General features: G+C 59.6%; 15 protein-coding genes. 10 read left to right on the top strand and 5 right to left on the bottom strand.

All coding sequences use genetic code 11. The features are described from left to right. From J5Y17_RS16055 to J5Y17_RS16075, 5 genes are all read left to right on the top strand, one after another. A partial coding sequence (locus tag J5Y17_RS16055; protein ID WP_219786677.1) for a 5-deoxy-glucuronate isomerase occupies positions 1-143 on the top strand: 143 nt, incomplete at its 5' end. A 40-nt stretch (positions 144-183) separates the two neighbouring features. Next, positions 184-960, top strand: coding sequence for a TIM barrel protein (locus tag J5Y17_RS16060; protein WP_219786514.1), 777 nt, complete (start codon positions 184-186; stop codon positions 958-960). A gap of 280 nt (positions 961-1,240) precedes the next feature. Beyond that, positions 1,241-2,227, top strand: a complete 987-nt coding sequence (locus J5Y17_RS16065; RefSeq protein ID WP_219786516.1) for a TRAP transporter substrate-binding protein — start codon at positions 1,241-1,243, stop codon at positions 2,225-2,227. A gap of 34 nt (positions 2,228-2,261) precedes the next feature. Beyond that, positions 2,262-2,786 (top strand): TRAP transporter small permease, encoded by a 525-nt coding sequence (locus J5Y17_RS16070; RefSeq protein ID WP_370628982.1) that lies wholly within the window; start codon positions 2,262-2,264, stop codon positions 2,784-2,786. Then, positions 2,783-4,030: a TRAP transporter large permease gene (locus tag J5Y17_RS16075; protein ID WP_219786520.1), complete on the top strand. Its 1,248-nt coding sequence runs from the start codon at positions 2,783-2,785 to the stop codon at positions 4,028-4,030. Before J5Y17_RS16070 ends, J5Y17_RS16075 begins: the two co-directional genes overlap by 4 nt. 71 nt (positions 4,031-4,101) lie before the next feature. Here J5Y17_RS16075 and J5Y17_RS16080 read toward each other — a convergent pair whose 3' ends face one another. Next, positions 4,102-4,746 carry a class I SAM-dependent methyltransferase gene (locus J5Y17_RS16080; RefSeq protein WP_219786522.1) on the bottom strand — a complete coding sequence of 215 codons (645 nt, stop codon included), beginning with the start codon at positions 4,744-4,746 and terminating at the stop codon, positions 4,102-4,104. A gap of 83 nt (positions 4,747-4,829) precedes the next feature. Between J5Y17_RS16080 and J5Y17_RS16085 the strand changes: the two genes are divergently transcribed. Next, on the top strand, positions 4,830-5,738 hold the full coding sequence (locus tag J5Y17_RS16085; RefSeq protein WP_219786524.1) for a LysR family transcriptional regulator: 909 nt from the start codon (positions 4,830-4,832) through the stop codon (positions 5,736-5,738). A gap of 89 nt (positions 5,739-5,827) precedes the next feature. Here the strand turns inward: J5Y17_RS16085 and J5Y17_RS16090 are convergent, their stop codons facing one another. From J5Y17_RS16090 to J5Y17_RS16105, 4 genes are all read right to left on the bottom strand, one after another. Continuing rightward, on the bottom strand, positions 5,828-6,880 hold the full coding sequence (locus tag J5Y17_RS16090; protein ID WP_219786526.1) for a 2,3-butanediol dehydrogenase: 1,053 nt from the start codon (positions 6,878-6,880) through the stop codon (positions 5,828-5,830). Positions 6,881-6,947: 67 nt separating this feature from the next. Then, complete coding sequence (locus J5Y17_RS16095; protein WP_219786528.1) at positions 6,948-8,747, bottom strand: NAD(P)/FAD-dependent oxidoreductase; 1,800 nt, start codon at positions 8,745-8,747, stop codon at positions 6,948-6,950. Between the two features lie 140 nt (positions 8,748-8,887). Beyond that, on the bottom strand, positions 8,888-10,636 hold the full coding sequence (locus J5Y17_RS16100) for a sigma-54-dependent Fis family transcriptional regulator (RefSeq protein WP_219786530.1): 1,749 nt from the start codon (positions 10,634-10,636) through the stop codon (positions 8,888-8,890). A 141-nt stretch (positions 10,637-10,777) separates the two neighbouring features. Then, positions 10,778-11,539 (bottom strand): DeoR/GlpR family DNA-binding transcription regulator, encoded by a 762-nt coding sequence (locus J5Y17_RS16105; protein ID WP_219786532.1) that lies wholly within the window; start codon positions 11,537-11,539, stop codon positions 10,778-10,780. Positions 11,540-11,773: 234 nt separating this feature from the next. On the opposite strand from J5Y17_RS16105, the gene glpD reads away from it, so the two are divergent. From glpD to J5Y17_RS16125, 4 genes are read left to right on the top strand one after another with little or no spacing between them, the layout of a single operon-like run. Next, a complete protein-coding gene (glpD, locus tag J5Y17_RS16110) occupies positions 11,774-13,369 on the top strand; it encodes a glycerol-3-phosphate dehydrogenase (RefSeq protein WP_219786533.1) in 1,596 nt (531 codons plus the stop codon). Positions 13,370-13,411: 42 nt separating this feature from the next. Continuing rightward, complete coding sequence (locus J5Y17_RS16115; protein WP_219786535.1) at positions 13,412-14,500, top strand: ABC transporter ATP-binding protein; 1,089 nt, start codon at positions 13,412-13,414, stop codon at positions 14,498-14,500. Positions 14,501-14,512: 12 nt separating this feature from the next. After that, entirely contained in the window at positions 14,513-15,598 is a 1,086-nt protein-coding gene (locus J5Y17_RS16120; RefSeq protein WP_219786537.1) for an ABC transporter ATP-binding protein, read from the top strand. Next, positions 15,598-16,470 (top strand): carbohydrate ABC transporter permease, encoded by an 873-nt coding sequence (locus tag J5Y17_RS16125; RefSeq protein ID WP_207020869.1) that lies wholly within the window; start codon positions 15,598-15,600, stop codon positions 16,468-16,470. Before J5Y17_RS16120 ends, J5Y17_RS16125 begins: the two co-directional genes overlap by 1 nt.

Below are 16,470 nucleotides of genomic sequence, written 5' to 3' on the forward strand. Positions count from 1 at the left end.
ACGGCGACGTCGTCTGCGTCCCGCGCGGTCACCACCCCTGCGGCGCGCCTTACGGGTTCGAGATGTACTACCTCAACGTCATGGCCGGTCCGCTGCGCAAATGGCGGTTCGTTCCGGCCCCAGAAGTCGAACATTTGATGTGAGCCGGACAGGTTCACGAAAGGCACGAAGAGGAGAGAAATCATGACACATGTTTTTCAGCTGGCCGCCTGTGCCGAGATGCTGTGGCAAGACAAACCGATCGACTGGCGCTCGGCGCGTCTGACCGAACGGGGTCTGGGCGTCGGTCTTTGGAATTATCCCGACCACGACCTGGCCAAACTCGAAGCGGTCGGCGCCAATTACACGATTATGAACGGCTATCTCGAAGGCCGCCTGACCGATGCGGAAGGTGCCGAAAAGCTTCTGCAATCAGCCTATGAGACCGCACAGGTGGGCAAGCGTTTGGGCGTGGATCGTCTGAACCTGCATGGCACGGGACTTGGCGACGGCGGCATTCCGATCCCGCAGCATGGCGCCTTCGCCCCGGGAATGATGCAGCGCGCGCGCGATACGTTGCAGCGGATTTGCGACATGGCGGAGCGCGAAGGTGTCGTGTTCACCTTGGAGAACCTGAACCCGCTTGATCATCCCGGCTGCCCCTTCGGGTCGACCTCTGATGTGCTGTCGCTGGTGTCCTCAATCAACCGACCGGAGTTGCGCATCAACCTCGACCTTTACCACACGCAAATTGGCGAGGGCGATCTCATCCGCTGGTGCGAAGCCTGCCTGCCGTGGATCGGAGAGGTTCAGGTGGCGGACAACCCCGGGAGATGCGAACCGGGAACGGGCGAAATCAACTACAACGGCGTCGCCAAGGCCCTCACCGAAATGGGCTATAGCGGTCCGGTCGGCATGGAAGCCTTCGCCAAAGGTGACAGCGACCTAGCCCTAGACGCCTTTGTGGCGGCGTTTTCCTGAGGGGCTTATGGCGGTTTTCGGCAAGGAACCCAACGAAATCCCCCACGCAATGCCCCTTCCATTCATCTGAAAATGCACAGGGGGATTGACCAAGCGAGCCGCGGTGGGAATCCGTCCCTCCCCGGCTTGCATTCTTGCGCAACTTTCCCCCATATGCGGGCCAAATCTGCATTTTGGCGCGCGTTTTTGCATCTTTGTGACGATGCAACCCCGCCTTCGGATTTTTTGAAAGGAGCGCGCCGACGCGCGCTTTGCATATGCACTGTCTGGGAGGACAAGAATGAATGCCTTTTTGAAAGTGGCTGCCGTTGCGGCCACTGCCCTGAGCGCGAGCACCGTGTCTCTGGCCGCCGAGATCGACACCGTGACCCTGCGTCTTGCGCATGTGGTGAACGAACAGGATGCCTATCACACCGCTGCCGTGAAATTCCAGGAACTGGTCACGGAACGCTCCGAGGGCGCAATCACCATCGAGATTTTCCCGAACGCTACGCTGGGCGATGAGCGCACCCTGCTTGAGGGCATGCAAATCGGCACCGTCGATATGGGCGTGATCACCAACGGCCCCGTCGCCAACTTCCTCGAAGACATGGCCGTCTTTGAACTGCCGTTCCTCTTCCCCTCGCCAGAAGCCGCCTATGGCGTTCTCGACGGTGAGATTGGCCAGGAGCTTCTGGACCGCCTGTCCGAGGTGAACCTTAAAGGTCTCGCTTATGCCGAGCGCGGGTTCCGCAACCTGACCAACTCCGAACGTGCCGTCACGACCCCTGCCGATCTCGATGGGCTGCGTGTCCGCGTGATGGAAAACCCGGTCTATATCGACACCTTCCGTGAATTGGGCGCCGATGCGATCCCGATGGCCTGGACCGAAGCCCTGACCGCGATGCAGCAAGGCACGATTGATGGTCAGGAAAACCCGGTGGGCGTGGTCTACGCGTTCAAACTGAACGAGACCCAGACCAACATGACCATGACGCGCCACACCTACGCGCCGGCGCTGTTCGTGATGGGCATGCCGAAATGGAACCAGCTGTCCGAAGAGACCCAAGCCCTCATCACCGAGGCAGCGCAGGACGCGGCGGAATACGAACGCGCACTGAACGCCGAGCTGGAAGGTGAACAGCTTCAGTCTCTCAAGGACGCAGGCATGACCATCGTCGAAGATGCCGATCTGGCGGCCTTCTCCGCCGCGGTTCAGCCGGTCTACGAGAAATACGGTGCGAAATTCGGCGACTACCTGCCGCGCATCCAGGACGCATTGAAATAAGATGCTCTCCAGGCTGGCGTGGATAGACCGGAAAGTGGGAGAGATCCTGAAACCCGTGGTTTTCGCGGGGATGGCAGGATTGACCTTCGTGATCACTCTTCAGATCGTGTCGCGGGTCTTCTTTACCTCCATGAGCTGGACGGAAGAGGTCGCACGGTTTCTTCTGATCTGGATCACCTTTCTCGGTGCCGCGCTGGCCTATCAACAGGGTCGGCATATCGCGGTCACAATGGCCCGTGATAGCCTGCCGCCCGCGCTTGGCCGGATCGTGACCGGCCTAGCGACACTTGTCGCCATTGCCTTTCTGTTGACGCTGGCCGATATCGGCTGGCGCTACATGAACATGCAAAGCTTCCAAAAGTCGCCGTCTTTGCGGATCAGCATGACCTATGTCTATGCCGTTATGCCTCTGGCTGCGGTGATCATGGCCGGGCTGTCGGTGATCGATCTGTTGCGGCTTTTGGCGGGCGCTCCGATCCGTCAGGCGCATGCCGAACTCGACAGCGATCTCGAACATGAACTCGCGGGCGATGCCACGCGAGAGGAGAAGACGAAATGAACCTCGTGCTCGCCGGTCTCTTCGTTCTTTTCCTGCTGATGGGTATCCCGGTCGCCATCGTGATCGGCGCGGCCACGATGAGCGCGCTGAACATGGCAGGCGTGCCCCTCATGGTTGTGCCGCAACAGATGTTCTCCGGCATCAACTCCTTTGCGCTCGTCGCCGTGCCGATGTTCGTTCTGGCGGGCGATGTCATGGCGCAGGGTGAGATTTCCAAACGCCTCGTCGCCTTTGCCGACAGCATGTTCGGATTTATTCGTGGCGGTCTGTCCATCGTGTCGGTTCTGGCCGGGATGTTCTTTGCCGCAATCTCCGGCTCTGGCGCGGCCACCACGGCGGCCGTTGGCGCGAGCCTCGTGCCCGAACTGAAACGCAAGGGCTACGACCCCGCCTCCGCCGCCTCTCTCATTGCCGCTTCCGGCACCATCGGCGTGGTGATCCCGCCCTCCGTGCCGATGATCATCTATGCCGTCATCGCCCAAGAATCCGTGGCGAAACTGTTCCTGAACGGCTTTATCCCCGGAATCGCGATGGGCATCGGCCTTATTTTCATCGCCCTCATTCAAGGACACCGACGCGCCTACCCGCGCGGCACAGCGTTCAATCTCGCGACCATCGGGCGGACCTTCCTGTCAGCCAGCTGGGGCTTGATGGCCCCGCTGATCATTCTTGGCGGGATTTTCTCCGGCTTTTTCACACCTTCCGAGGCCGCCGTGATCGCAGTGGATTACGCGATCCTCGTATCGCTGTTCATCTATCGCGACATGACGCTGAAACAGCTCTATCGCATCATCATCCGCGCCGGCGTCACCACCGCCGTCATTATGTTCGTAATCGCGGCCTCCTCCGTTCTCAGCTGGGCTTTGTCGAGCTGGCAGGTGCCGAACCAGATCGCCACCGCCGCGCTGTCGCTGTCGTCCAACACCTATGTGCTTTTGCTGTTGGTGATGCTGGTGATCTTGGTCGCAGGCGTATTCTTGGAAACAGCTTCTGCGCTCATCATCCTGACGCCAATGCTCTTGCCCTTGGCCGCGCAACTGGGTCTCGGAACCGTGCATTTCGGCATCATCATCGTGGTGGGTCTGGCCATTGGTATGGTCACACCGCCGGTGGCGATCAACCTGTTCGTCGCCTCCACCACGGCGCGCTTACCGATCGAAAAGATCACCCGGACAGTCATGCCCTATCTCGGGGTCTTGCTTTTCGTCTACCTGATGATCGCCTTCGTGCCGCTGATCCTGTGAGCCCGGCGCGGCGACTGCTCTAAGCCTCTGATCTCACCTCGACCTATCAGTCGAGGTGTGGGCCTATACGTTTAAGCTCCGCGCTTCTTCGCGACGAGGAAAGGACGCGCATCTTTGCGCCCTGAACCATGGCGGGCGCGTTCGACGATCTCGAAACCAGCCGCCTCCATCCTCTGCTCAAGTTCCTTGGCCGACAGAAACAACACCGAGGGCGCTTTGCCGACGAGCTGCATCGCAGGGACGACCAGACGCAAAAGCATGTTCATCTCGCGAAGGCAGGGGGTCTTGGTGATAAATGTGCCGCCGGGCTTCAAAAGCCGATGCACGCTTTGCAAGGTGACGTCCAAATCCGGGACAAGATGCAGAACGCTAAAGCCCAGAACCGCATCAAACGTCCCCTCTGACCACACTGTCTCCTCCGGCGTGCCAATCTCGAAACGGACGTTGGTGGCGCCCTCCCGGTCGGCCTTTTCGCGGGCAATCGCAATCATTTCACTTGAGATGTCGCTCGCCACATACTGTCTGACCGATGGCGCCAACTTGAGCGCCGTCGTGCCAGTGCCGCAGCCGAATTCGAACACGGTGTCCTCTGCCGTCAGAGACTGTCGCGTCCGCTCAAGCGTTCTCTCATATCCCATCATGTCGGCAACCGGCGAGGCCGCATATTTGCGGGCGGCACGGTTCCAAAAACGCGCGTCTTTCTTGAGGTCTGTCATGGCAGTCTCCTTTCGCGGCGGGTCTATCATATACGAAAAAGAATAAAATTGCGGTATTATGCATAGATTATATACATATTCGTATGAAAAATCTGGACTGGAATCACGCGCGCGCTTTTCTCTCCACCGCTGAGACGGGTTCGCTCTCTGCCGCCGCGAGAGCGCTCAAACTGTCGCAGCCCACGCTCTCGCGACAGATTGCGGCCTTCGAAGCCGAACTGGATGTGACCTTGTTTGAGCGGGTTGGCAAAAGGCTTATTCTAACGGACGCCGGTGACAGCCTTCTCCAGCATGTGCGCGCCATGGGCGACGCCGCGTCCGCGATGACGCTTGCCGCCTCTGGACGATCAGAGGCCATAGAGGGGCGTGTGAGCATCTCCGCAAGTGACGCCTACGCGGCCTACATTCTGCCCGAAATTTTCGAGCGCATTCGCCGTGAAGCGCCGCAAGTGACATTGGTTCTGGTCTCCAGCAACGCTCTGAGCGACCTGCACCGACGAGAGGCAGACATCGCGCTCCGCAATGTGCGCCCCGAAGGCGACGGGCTGATTGCCAAACGTCTTCGCGACAGCACGGCGGGCCTCTATGCCTCGCGCGACTGGGTGGCACGCCACGGCCACCCGAAGTCGTTCTCTGACATTGCGACAGAAGATCTCATCGGCTTTGAGGACTTGGAAGGCTTTACCCAGCACCTGAAAGCCGCAGGTCTCAACGCAGCCCCACAAGATTTTCGTCTGAGTTCTGAAAGCGGTGTGGCCGTCTGGGAAATGGTGAAACGCGGATTGGGCGTCTGTGCCATGGCGCGAGAAATTGCGATCCGGACCGAGAATGTCGTCGAGCTTTTCCCCGAAACGCCCATCGCCACCTTTCCACTTTGGTTGGTGACCCACCGCGAATTGCGCACGAGCCGCCGGATCCGTCTGGTCTACGACATCCTGGCCGAAGACCTGCCGCGTGTGGATCGCCTGAGCCTTCCGCATCAAGGGAGGTAAATCTCCAAAGCGCCCGGCGCGATCCTTCTGATCTCGCGCCGGGCTTTTCATATTCCTCGTTACTCAGGTCTATCGACCCAAGTGCCCGATCAGTTCGGCGCTTTGACGAGGATTTTGACGTGCGACTTTTCCGCGACGAGGGCTTCGAAGCCTTCGGACACCACGTCATCCAACTCAATGCGTTTGGTCACCAGCTTCTCGGCACTGAAATAGCCCTGCGTCATCAACTCCATCACGGCAGGGAAAACGTGGCGATAGGCGATCGAGCCTTTGATCTGGCGTTCTTTGAGGACGACCGTGTTCGGATTGAACGCCGCATCGCCTTCCCAGATCGAGACCACAAGGATTTGCCCGTCATGGCGGGTGCTGTCGATGCATTGCGGCAGCACGGCGGGCACGCCCGTGACTTCAAAGGCCACATGGACGCCATCGGTTGCCTCGCGAATGACGGCGACAGCATCCTCGGACATCGGATCGATCACCTTTGTGGCGCCCAGTTCAAGTGCCTTTTCGCGGCGCACTTCAGAAGGTTCGACCACATAGATTTGCGATGCCCCTGCGACGCGCAGCGCCTCCACCACCAACAGACCGATGGGACCGGCGCCAAACACAGCCGCCTTATCCCCGGCCCGGATGGCCGAGATACGCACCGCATGCAATGCGACGGCGGCGGGTTCGACCAAAGCACCCTGCTCCATCGACAGGCCCTCGGGCATCTTGTGCACCATCTTCGCCGGGATCACGGAATGCGAGGCAAAGCCGCCGTGACCGCCCGACAGACCGACAAATCCCAATTGCTCGTCGAGGTTATATTTGCCCTCAAGCGACGCCTGACTCGTTTCGCTGGCAAAGATCGGCTCGATCGCGACGCGGTCACCGACCGCAAGCCCGGTCACACCTTCGCCCACCTCGGTGATCTCGCCGCAATATTCGTGGCCCATGGTGATCGGCGCCTTGTCATGGCTCAGTGGATGTTCTTCGTCCACGGGGATGAAAATCGGCCCGGCCAGATATTCATGCAGGTCGCTGCCGCAAATCCCGGTCCAGGCCACTTTGACCTTTACCTCACCCGCCGACGGGGAGGGTTCGGGAATGTCTTCGACGCGGATATCTTTGACGCCATGCCAGCGTGCTGCTTTCATTGTGGTTCTCCTTGGTTCGTACAGTTTGCGCCCGGGCAGGGAAGAAAGCCCGGACGCGCCATGCGCATCACGAGAGGTGATGCACTTCCTGAAGGCCGTAGACAGGGGTGTCGATCCCCTCCATACGGGCTTTCAATTGCAGGGCGAGATAGAGCGAATAGTGGCGCGACTGGTGCAGGTTTCCGCCGTGAAACCACAGGTTCTCCTGCTGCGTCGGCTTCCACATGTTGCGCTGTTCGCCCTCCCATGGGCCGGGGTCTTTCGTGGTGTCAGAGCCGAGGCCCCAGACCTTGCCCACCTTGTCCGCGACCTCCTGACTGATCAGGTCCGCCGCCCAGCCGTTCATCGAGCCAAAGCCCGTGGCCATCACCACGAGATCCGCCTCAAGCCGTGTGCCATCGGCCAACACAACGGCGGGATCATCGAAATGATCGACCTGCCCCTGAACGAGTTTCACCTCGCCATCGATGATCAACTGGCTCGCGCCCACATCGATGTAATAGCCGGACCCGCGACGCAGGTATTTCAGGAACAACCCCGACCCGTCATCGCCCCAGTCGAGTTTGAATCCCGCCTTTTCAAGACCCGCATAGAAGTCGGCATCGCGCTCGCGCATCTGGTCGTAGAGCGGGATTTGGAACTCATGCATGATCTTGTAGGGCAGTGAAGCGAAGATCATATCGGCCTTTTCTGTGGTGATGCCATTGTCGAGCGCCTCTTCGGAATAGAGCCCGCCCAAACCGATCTCCATCAGGCTGTCGGATTTGACGATATGGGTGGAGGACCGCTGCACCATCGTGACGTCGGCATCCGCTTCCCAAAGCGCGGCACAGATGTCATGGGCGGAGTTGTTGGAGCCCACCACAACCACCTTTTTCCCGGCCCAGGCATCCGGCCCTTCATGTTGTGAAGAATGCTGGATCGTGCCTTTGAAACTGTCCATGCCCGGGAACTGCGGCACATTCGCCTTGCCCGACATGCCAGTCGCCAGCACCAGTTGCGTCGGGCGCAGGATCACCTCTTCGCCGTCGCGATTGACCCGAACCTCCCAAGTGCCGCTGGCCGCGTCATAGCTGGCCTTCTGCACTTCGGAACGGGTCCAGTAGTTGATCTCCATGACCTTGGTATACATCTCAAGCCAATCGCCGACCTTGTCCTTTGGTGTAAACACCGGCCAGTTGTCGGGAAACTTGATGTAGGGCAGATGGTCGTACCAGATCGGATCGTGAAGGCAGAGCGATTTATAGCGCGACCGCCACTGGTCTCCGGGCCGGTCGTGTTTGTCCAAAACGATGGTGGGCACCCCGAGCTGGCGCAGACGTGCACCCAAAGCGATACCGCCCTGCCCGCCGCCGATGATCACCGTATAGGGCTGTGTGTCATAGCCAAGAGACGCCTCCTCCGCCTCCCGCGCTTCTTTCCAGGATGTGCGGTTCTTCTTCGCGCCGTGTTCGGCGCCCATCGGGCGGCGTTTGCCCCGGTTCTCTTCGTGACCTTTGAGTTCTTGCAGAGCCGTCAAAAGGGTCCAGATCCGCCCCTCTTTCAGACGCATCAAGCCCCAGCCACGACCGACCGCGGTCTCAAACGTCACCCAAGCCGTGATCACCCCACCATCTTCTTTCGGGGTCTCCCCCCTTTGGAGCGCAAAGCCCCGAGGCCCGGTGTGGTTCAGCTGCGCATTCAGCATGTCTGCGACGCCAGACGGGCCTTCTACCGTCTTCAGGTTCCAGGTCACTGCGACCAGATCACGCCAGTAGCTATCGGTGGCAAAAACTGCGCTTGCGGCCTGTACGTCGCCCTCCTCCAAGGCGGCGTTCAGGGTATCGAGCGTCTCCTGCACCTGTGCGATTGTTGTTGAATCGAGCATTGCGTTTCCTCCTCATCGGCAATGTGATGAAGAGAATGTGACGAGCGCAGAGACACTCTGACCACGCAAAATTCGCCGTTTCGATCGTCTTTCGACTTGCGGCATCGCGGCATGTTGCGCACGCAACGTTGCGCAACAGGTTAGTCGGGCGGTTGCAAGCCTTCCTTGCGGATGCGGCGCAAAATGGTGGAGCGATTGACCCCAAGTCGCCGCGCAGCGCGCGCCATGTTCCAGTTGCAGGCATCGAGCACGGCTTCAAGATCCTGATCATCCGGCTCGGGACTTAGCGCCGCCGGCAAGTCCGGAAGATCAATCACAGCGCTGTCCGACAAGGTGCAGGCCACATCCAGCACATTGCCCAACTCCCGCAGATTGCCCGGCCAATCGCGCGCCATCAATTCGGCGCGCGCCGAGGGCGTCAGGCGCCGCTCGTCTCCGCAGCGTCCGCGCAACAGGCGGTCGATCATCCAACCAAGATCCTGCCGCTCCCGCAATGGCGGCAGGGCAAGCACCGCGCCCGCCAGCCGGTGATAAAGAGCGGACGGCAGATGGTCCTCGAACAACAGCGCCTTGGCGCCCTGCCCGCTGGTCGCGATCGGACGCAGATCAGGGTGGGCATCAAGGAGACCGGGTAACGCGCGTGCGGCATCGGCACTCAGGTCTTCGATGCGTTGCAAGAGAAGCGTCGTCGGACCGACCTGTGCCGCTGCGAGCGCACTGATCTCGTCTTGCGACGTTCCAGCACAGTCCACAGAGACAAAGCCACCGCGCCGCGAAATCATGTGGATGGCGCGCGCAAGTTTGGTCTTTCCCGTGCCACTCTCGCCACAAATCACAAGCGGAACCTGCGTCGTCGCAAGGCGCTCGGCCTGTGACAGCAGACGCGCCATGGTCGGATCGCTGCCCGCCATCGCGTTCAGCACACCACCGGCGCGCTTGTCCTTTGACGGCAAATGCCGTTCAACCCTGCGCGGCGCCTGCGGCGCAATCGCATGACCGAACACCGCGCCACCGTCGCCCAGCGCGACGACACGATCCTCCGTCGGGCGGTCGCGCATCAGGTCTGGCAAATCATCGACGCTGAGACCAAGAAGGGTGTCGATCCGCTCTCCGATCAGAGTGGCCCCGCCCCGCGACAGCATCCGTGTGGCCGCATGTGTGGCGCCGATGATGCGGCCCGACCCATCCAAGGCCACGGCGCCTTCCGGGTCCACATCGAGAAATTCGGGACTTGAGGAAAAGCGCAGCACCCACTCCCGACGACTGGCCGCCATCAGATTGGCCATCTCCACCCGCCGCGCCGCCGCTGTCACGAGAGACATGGCAAGGTTCTGGCTGCTTTTCGGTGAGGGTGAGCGCAGCAGGGAAATATCGAGCACCGCCGCCAGTTGACCAAGGCTGTCGTAGATCGGCGCCGAGGTGCAGGACAGCGACATATGCGCCGTCCCGAAGTGATCGTCCTGATGCACCGTGACCGGCTCGCCTGTCACGATACAAGCGCCGACCCCGCAAGTGCCCGCCAAATCTTCGGACCAATTCGAACCAAGGTAGAGACCGGCATTGCGCAACTCACTCGCAAAAAGATCATCGCCGAAAAAGTCGACACAGACACCTTTGGCATCGGTCAGCAACAGGACGTAATTCTGCCCGGAGACCTGACGGAACAAACTCTGAAGACTGGCGCGCGCCGCACCGATCATCCAGTCGGCCTGTTCACGATGGGTGCGGAATTCGGATTCGGTGACGATATGCGCAGGCGCGTTGTGGGAGGGATCCATGCCGTAAAGTTCGACACAGCGTCGCCACGAGGCCTCGACATAGCTGTCCCGCCCGCTCGCGCGCCCATCCAGCACCTGCTCAATCTCCTTGACGTGGTTTTGCCCGATCATGCGCGCCTCCTCTCCGGGCGCGATGCTAACACGATTTCTCCTATGGCGCGTGTCAACTTTGGTCTCACATGCTTTCTGACGGTTTTAAGCCAACGCCATTCGGACCGCGCGCACGGCTGGAACCGCGCATCGTGTCGGGTTTCAGACGCCACAGACCACTTCGGTATGCCAGTCACGACAGGCTTTGAAGAGATCATCAGGCACAGGACGGTCGGTGAAAAACACGTCGATATCAGATAGGGACGCGATCCGCGCCGGGGCGCTTCGGGAGAATTTCGTGTGATCCGCCACGAGAAAGGTCTTGCGGGACTGGTTCAGGATCGCCTGACTGACGCTCACCTCCTGAATGTCGAAATCCAGCAGGTCACCGTCGCGATCCAGCGCGGAACAGCCGACCACCGCAAGATCAAATTTGAATTTGCGAATGGTCTCGGTCGCCAGATTACCGACCAGCCCCCCATCCGAGCGCCGCAAATGCCCACCGGTGACGATCACCTCGCAATTGGGATTGCCCGCCAGTATTTGCGCGACGTTCATATTGTTCGTCACGACCATCAGATCCTTATGAGTTAGCAATTCCTGCGCCACGGCCTCGGTGCTCGTCCCAATGTTGAGAAACAGGGAAATGCCGCTCGGAATTTGTTGCGCGCAGGCCTTTGCAATCTGGATCTTGGCCTCCGCATTCAATTGGCGGCGATCCTCATAGCCGATATTGATCGTGCCGGAGGCAATCACCGCCCCGCCATGCACCCGCTCCAGACGCCCCATGTCGGCCAGTTCCGACAGATCGCGGCGGATGGTCTGATGAGTCACCCCGAAATGCTCCGCCAAACCTTCCACGGTGACTTTGCCGGTCTTGCGGGCGATGTCGAGAATGACGGGATGGCGGAAATTGTTGGACATGATGTTCGATTTTCTTCGCTTTTTTCGCTTTCCATAAAAAAACGCGAAAATCCGTTGCGAATCCAGATGATTTATCGCCGCGAGCGCGTGGTTTTCGAAAAATCACGTTCGCACCTGCAGAAAATATTCACTTAAGTATTTGATTTCCAACAATCGAAAAAAAACGAAAATAAATGACTTGCGTTTCTATTTGTTTCAAATCTACGTTAGCGCCATAAATCGGGAGGAAAATCTGTGCGCGGAAACGAGAGCACACATCCAGTCGATCTCTTTGTGATCGGCGGCGGCATCAACGGCTGTGGGATCGCGCGAGACGCAGCGGGACGGGGATATTCCGTGACGCTTGCGGAGATGAACGACCTTGCGTCTGCGACCTCTTCCTCCTCGACAAAACTCTTTCATGGCGGGCTGCGCTACCTCGAATATTTCGAAGTGCGACTGGTGCGCGAGGCCCTGATCGAACGCGAAGCTCTCCTGCGCGCCATGCCGCACATCAGCTGGCCGATGAGATTTGTCCTTCCTTATCATAAAGATATGCGCTTCGAGTCGGAAACACCGACCTCGAAATTGCTGTCCATTGTGATGCCTTGGATGAAAGGGCGTCGGCCGGCGTGGCTGATCCGGCTTGGCCTGTTCATGTATGACCATCTGGGCGGGCGCAAAATTCTTCCCGGGTCGGAAACCGTCAATCTGACGGGAACGGCCGAGGGCGCGCCGCTTCAGGAACGCTTTACCAAAGCCTATGAATATTCCGATTGCTGGGTCGAAGATTCCCGTCTCGTGATCCTCAATGCCCGCGACGCAGAGGCACGCGGCGCGGCGATCCTGACGCGAACCAAGGTCACCCACGCGACCCGCGAAGGCGATCTCTGGCGTGTCGAAACGAAAGATATGGAAAATGGCCGCACCGCCACCCATTACGCCAAAATGCTGGTGAATGCGGGCGGGCCTTGGGTCGGCGACGTGATTCACGACAAAATCGACCTGCCGTCGAAAGAGGGCGTGCGGCTTGTGCGCGGCAGTCATATCGTGACCCGCAAGCTCTACGATCACGACAAATGCTATTTCTTTCAGGGCACCGATGGGCGGATCATTTTCGCCATTCCCTACGAGACAGATTTCACCCTGATCGGCACCACGGACGCAGAACATAGCGATCCGTCGATCAAACCCAGCTGCACCGACGAAGAGCGCGACTATCTGATTGCCTTTGCCAACAAATATTTCAAAGCGCCGATCAGCGCCGAGGATGTGGTCTGGAGCTATTCCGGCGTCCGCCCGCTCTATGATGACGGAGCGTCATCGGCGACAGCGGCAACGCGGGACTATACGCTCAAGGTCGATGCACAGGACGGTGCGCCGGTGCTCAACATCTTCGGGGGGAAAATCACAACCTATCGGCGGCTTGCGGAAAGCGCGCTTGAGAAAATCTCGGAACACCTGCCGGACGCAAAGGGCCAGTGGACGGCAGGTGTGCCGCTCGCAGGTGGGGATTTCCCGGTCGACGGGTTTGACCGGCTCGTCTCCGAACTTCGTGCGCAATTCGGGTTTCTGACGCCGTTCTGGGCGCGACGTCTGGTGCGCGCCTACGGCACGGAAGCGCGTGAAATGCTGGGAGACGCAAAGAGTGTCGAGGCGCTCGGACGTGATTTCGGCGCGACCCTGACCGAGACCGAAGTGACATGGCTGATGGAGCGGGAATATGCGCGCACGGCCGAGGACATTGTTTGGCGCCGCTCGAAACTTGGGCTGCGACTGGATGAAACGCAGATCCATGATCTGGATTATTGGATGAAGACCCACCGTGCGGGGAGTGCCGCAGCTGAATAGAGCCAAAGGCCAAAGATAATAAGGCGCGGGGAGGAGGACCTTATGACGCTGGAACTGAAGGGCGTATCGAAGATCGTCGAGGGGCAAATGCATATTGCCGCGACCGATCTGACGCTCGAAAAAGGAACGATGAACGTTCTGCTGGGGCCGACTCTGTCGGGTAAGACCTCGCTGATGCGTCTGATGGCCGGGCTCGATCAACCGAGCGCCGGGCGGATTTTCTGGGACGGCAAGGACGTCACCGGCATGCGGGTGCAGGATCGCAAGGTTGCGATGGTGTATCAGCAATTCATCAACTACCCCTCGATGAGCGTGTACGACAACATCGCCTCGCCGATGAAGCTGATGGGCGTGGACAAGGCGGAGATCGACGCGCGCGTGCGTGAGACGGCAGAGCTGATGAAGCTGACGCCGATGCTGGACCGCAAACCTCTGGAGCTGTCAGGCGGGCAACAACAGCGCTGTGCTCTGGCGCGGGCGCTGGTCAAGAACGCAGGCCTCGTGCTCTTGGATGAGCCGCTTGCGAACCTCGATTACAAACTGCGCGAAGAGTTGCGCGTCGAGATTCCGAAGATTTTTGAGGCCTCCGGCTCGATCTTTGTCTATGCCACGACGGAGCCCGAAGAGGCGCTTTTGCTCGGCGGCAATACCGCGACGCTCTGGGAGGGCCGCGTGACGCAATTCGGGCCGACACCCGAGGTCTATCGCCAGCCTGTGGATGCGACCACGGCGCGGGTGTTCTCCGATCCGCCGATGAATTTCCTGCAAATCTCCAAGACCGGCGATCGGTTGATGTTCGGTGACGGACAAAGCGCGCAGGCGACCGGCAAGCTCGCCGATCTGGCGGATGGACGCTACACGGCGGGGTTCCGCCCCAACCACCTCGAAATCATGCAGCACGCTGAAAATGCGATGAAATTCACAACGAACTTGCATGTGACGGAGCTGACCGGCTCGGAAACTTTCGTCCATCTCGATCACCATGGGGCGCGTTGGGTCGGGTTGATCCACGGCGTGCATGACCTCGAAATCGGCGCCGCGCTCGACGTCTGGCTCGACCCGCGGCATGTCTATGTGTTCGGCGAAGACGGGGGGCTCGTTGCGCCCGCCGCCTACGCGATGGCGGCGTGAGGAGGCGCGATCATGGCTAGAATTACACTCGATAACCTTGCGCATTCCTACAATCCGGCCCCGGCGTCAGAGGACGATTACGCACTCAAGGAACTGAATTACGACTGGGAAGACGGCGAGGCCTATGCGCTTTTGGGCTCGTCAGGCTGCGGCAAGTCCACGCTTCTCAACATCATTTCAGGGCTGTTGATGCCCTCTCAGGGGCGCATTCTGTTCGACGGCAAAGACGTCACCCGTGCGCCCACGGCGGAGCGCAACATCGCGCAGGTGTTCCAGTTCCCGGTGGTCTACGACACGATGACCCTGCACGACAATCTGGCCTTTCCGCTCCGCAACCGGGGCCGCGACGAATCCTATGTGGCCGAGCGCGTTCAGGAAATCGCCAAGATGATCGGCATGGAAGACATGCTGCGCAAAAAGGCGCGCGGGCTGGGCGCGGATGCCAAGCAAAAGATCTCTCTTGGTCGCGGCATGGTGCGCAAGGACGTGAATGCGCTTTTGTTTGACGAGCCGCTGACCGTGATCGACCCGCATATGAAGTGGGAACTCAGAACCCAGCTCAAAAAGCTGCATCACGATTTCGGCCACACGATGATCTATGTGACCCACGACCAGACGGAGGCGCTGACCTTCGCCGATAAGGTGGTGGTGATGTATGACGGGCGCGTGGTTCAGATCGGCACGCCTGAGGAGTTGTTCGAACGGCCCGCGCATACGTTTGTCGGCTATTTCATCGGCTCGCCGGGCATGAATGTGATCCCCGCCAAGGTCGAGGGCACGAAAGCCTACATCAACGGCTCGGAAATTGCGCTCGGCGCGGGTTATGCGCCGGTGAGCGGCAAGGTGGAGATCGGCGTGCGGCCCGAGTTCGCGCGGTTGAGCGAAAGCGAAGGCCTGCCCGTGAAAGTGCGCCGCGTCGAGGATGCCGGGCGTCACAAGATCATCCGCGCCGAATTCTTTGGCCAAGACATCAACATCATCGCTGGCGAGGACGACCCTGTGCGCGCGGACATGACCCGCGTCACCTTCGATCCGGCGCGCGTGAATGTCTACGCAAACGACTGGCGTGTGGCGCCGCAAGGCGGGGAGGCCGCGTGATGCAACAGAAAACAACCAATCACAAAGCATGGTTCCTTGTGCTGCCCGTGCTGGTGCTCGTGGCGTTCTCCGCCGTGATCCCGCTCATGACGGTGGTGAACTATTCCGTGCAGGACACCTTCGGCAACAACCAGTTCTTCTGGGCAGGGCTTGAGTGGTTCCAGGAAATGCTCTCGGACGAGCGCATGTGGAACGCGCTGCAACGTCAGTTGATGTTCTCCGGCATCATCCTCGCCATCGAAATTCCGCTGGGCATTTTCGTGGCGCTCAACATGCCGAAATCGGGGTTTTGGTCGTCCTTCTGCCTCGTGGTCATGTCCCTACCCCTGCTGATCCCATGGAATGTGGTCGGCACGATCTGGCAGATTTTTGGACGCGTTGACATTGGCCTTCTGGGCTACACGCTCGACGCGCTTGGGATCGACTACAACTACACGCAGGACACAATCTCCGCCTGGATCACCATCATCGTGATGGATGTCTGGCACTGGACCTCGCTCGTGGCACTTCTGGCCTTTGCCGGTCTCAAATCCATCCCCGACGCCTATTATCAGGCCGCGCGGATCGATCAGGCGAACCGTTGGAAAGTGTTCCGTTTCATCGAACTGCCCAAAATGATGGGCGTGTTGATGATCGCGATCCTGCTGCGCTTTATGGACAGCTTCATGATCTACACCGAGCCCTTCGTGGTGACGGGCGGCGGTCCGGGCAATGCGACAACGCTTTTGTCCATCGACCTCGTCAAGATGGCTCTCGGCCAGTTCGACCTCGGACCCGCTGCCGCCTTCTCTTTGATGTATTTCCTCGTGATCCTGTTGATTTCATGGGTGTTCTACACCGTCATGGTCAACCTCGACAAAAAGGGCATGTAA

This window comes from Celeribacter sp. PS-C1, from assembly GCF_019429625.1.
GTDB lineage: Bacteria > Pseudomonadota > Alphaproteobacteria > Rhodobacterales > Rhodobacteraceae > Celeribacter.

Coding starts and splice junctions, on each gene's coding strand:
- J5Y17_RS16080 (WP_219786522.1), bottom strand. CDS start 4,746: ATGACAGACCTCAAGAAAGACGCGCGTTTTTGGAACCGTGCCGCCCGC.
- J5Y17_RS16105 (WP_219786532.1), bottom strand. CDS start 11,539: ATGTCCAACAATTTCCGCCATCCCGTCATTCTCGACATCGCCCGCAAG.
- J5Y17_RS16085 (WP_219786524.1), top strand. CDS start 4,830: ATGAAAAATCTGGACTGGAATCACGCGCGCGCTTTTCTCTCCACCGCT.
- J5Y17_RS16120 (WP_219786537.1), top strand. CDS start 14,513: ATGGCTAGAATTACACTCGATAACCTTGCGCATTCCTACAATCCGGCC.
- J5Y17_RS16095 (WP_219786528.1), bottom strand. CDS start 8,747: ATGCTCGATTCAACAACAATCGCACAGGTGCAGGAGACGCTCGATACC.
- J5Y17_RS16090 (WP_219786526.1), bottom strand. CDS start 6,880: ATGAAAGCAGCACGCTGGCATGGCGTCAAAGATATCCGCGTCGAAGAC.
- J5Y17_RS16100 (WP_219786530.1), bottom strand. CDS start 10,636: ATGATCGGGCAAAACCACGTCAAGGAGATTGAGCAGGTGCTGGATGGG.
- J5Y17_RS16065 (WP_219786516.1), top strand. CDS start 1,241: ATGAATGCCTTTTTGAAAGTGGCTGCCGTTGCGGCCACTGCCCTGAGC.
- J5Y17_RS16115 (WP_219786535.1), top strand. CDS start 13,412: ATGACGCTGGAACTGAAGGGCGTATCGAAGATCGTCGAGGGGCAAATG.
- J5Y17_RS16060 (WP_219786514.1), top strand. CDS start 184: ATGACACATGTTTTTCAGCTGGCCGCCTGTGCCGAGATGCTGTGGCAA.
- J5Y17_RS16075 (WP_219786520.1), top strand. CDS start 2,783: ATGAACCTCGTGCTCGCCGGTCTCTTCGTTCTTTTCCTGCTGATGGGT.
- J5Y17_RS16125 (WP_207020869.1), top strand. CDS start 15,598: ATGCAACAGAAAACAACCAATCACAAAGCATGGTTCCTTGTGCTGCCC.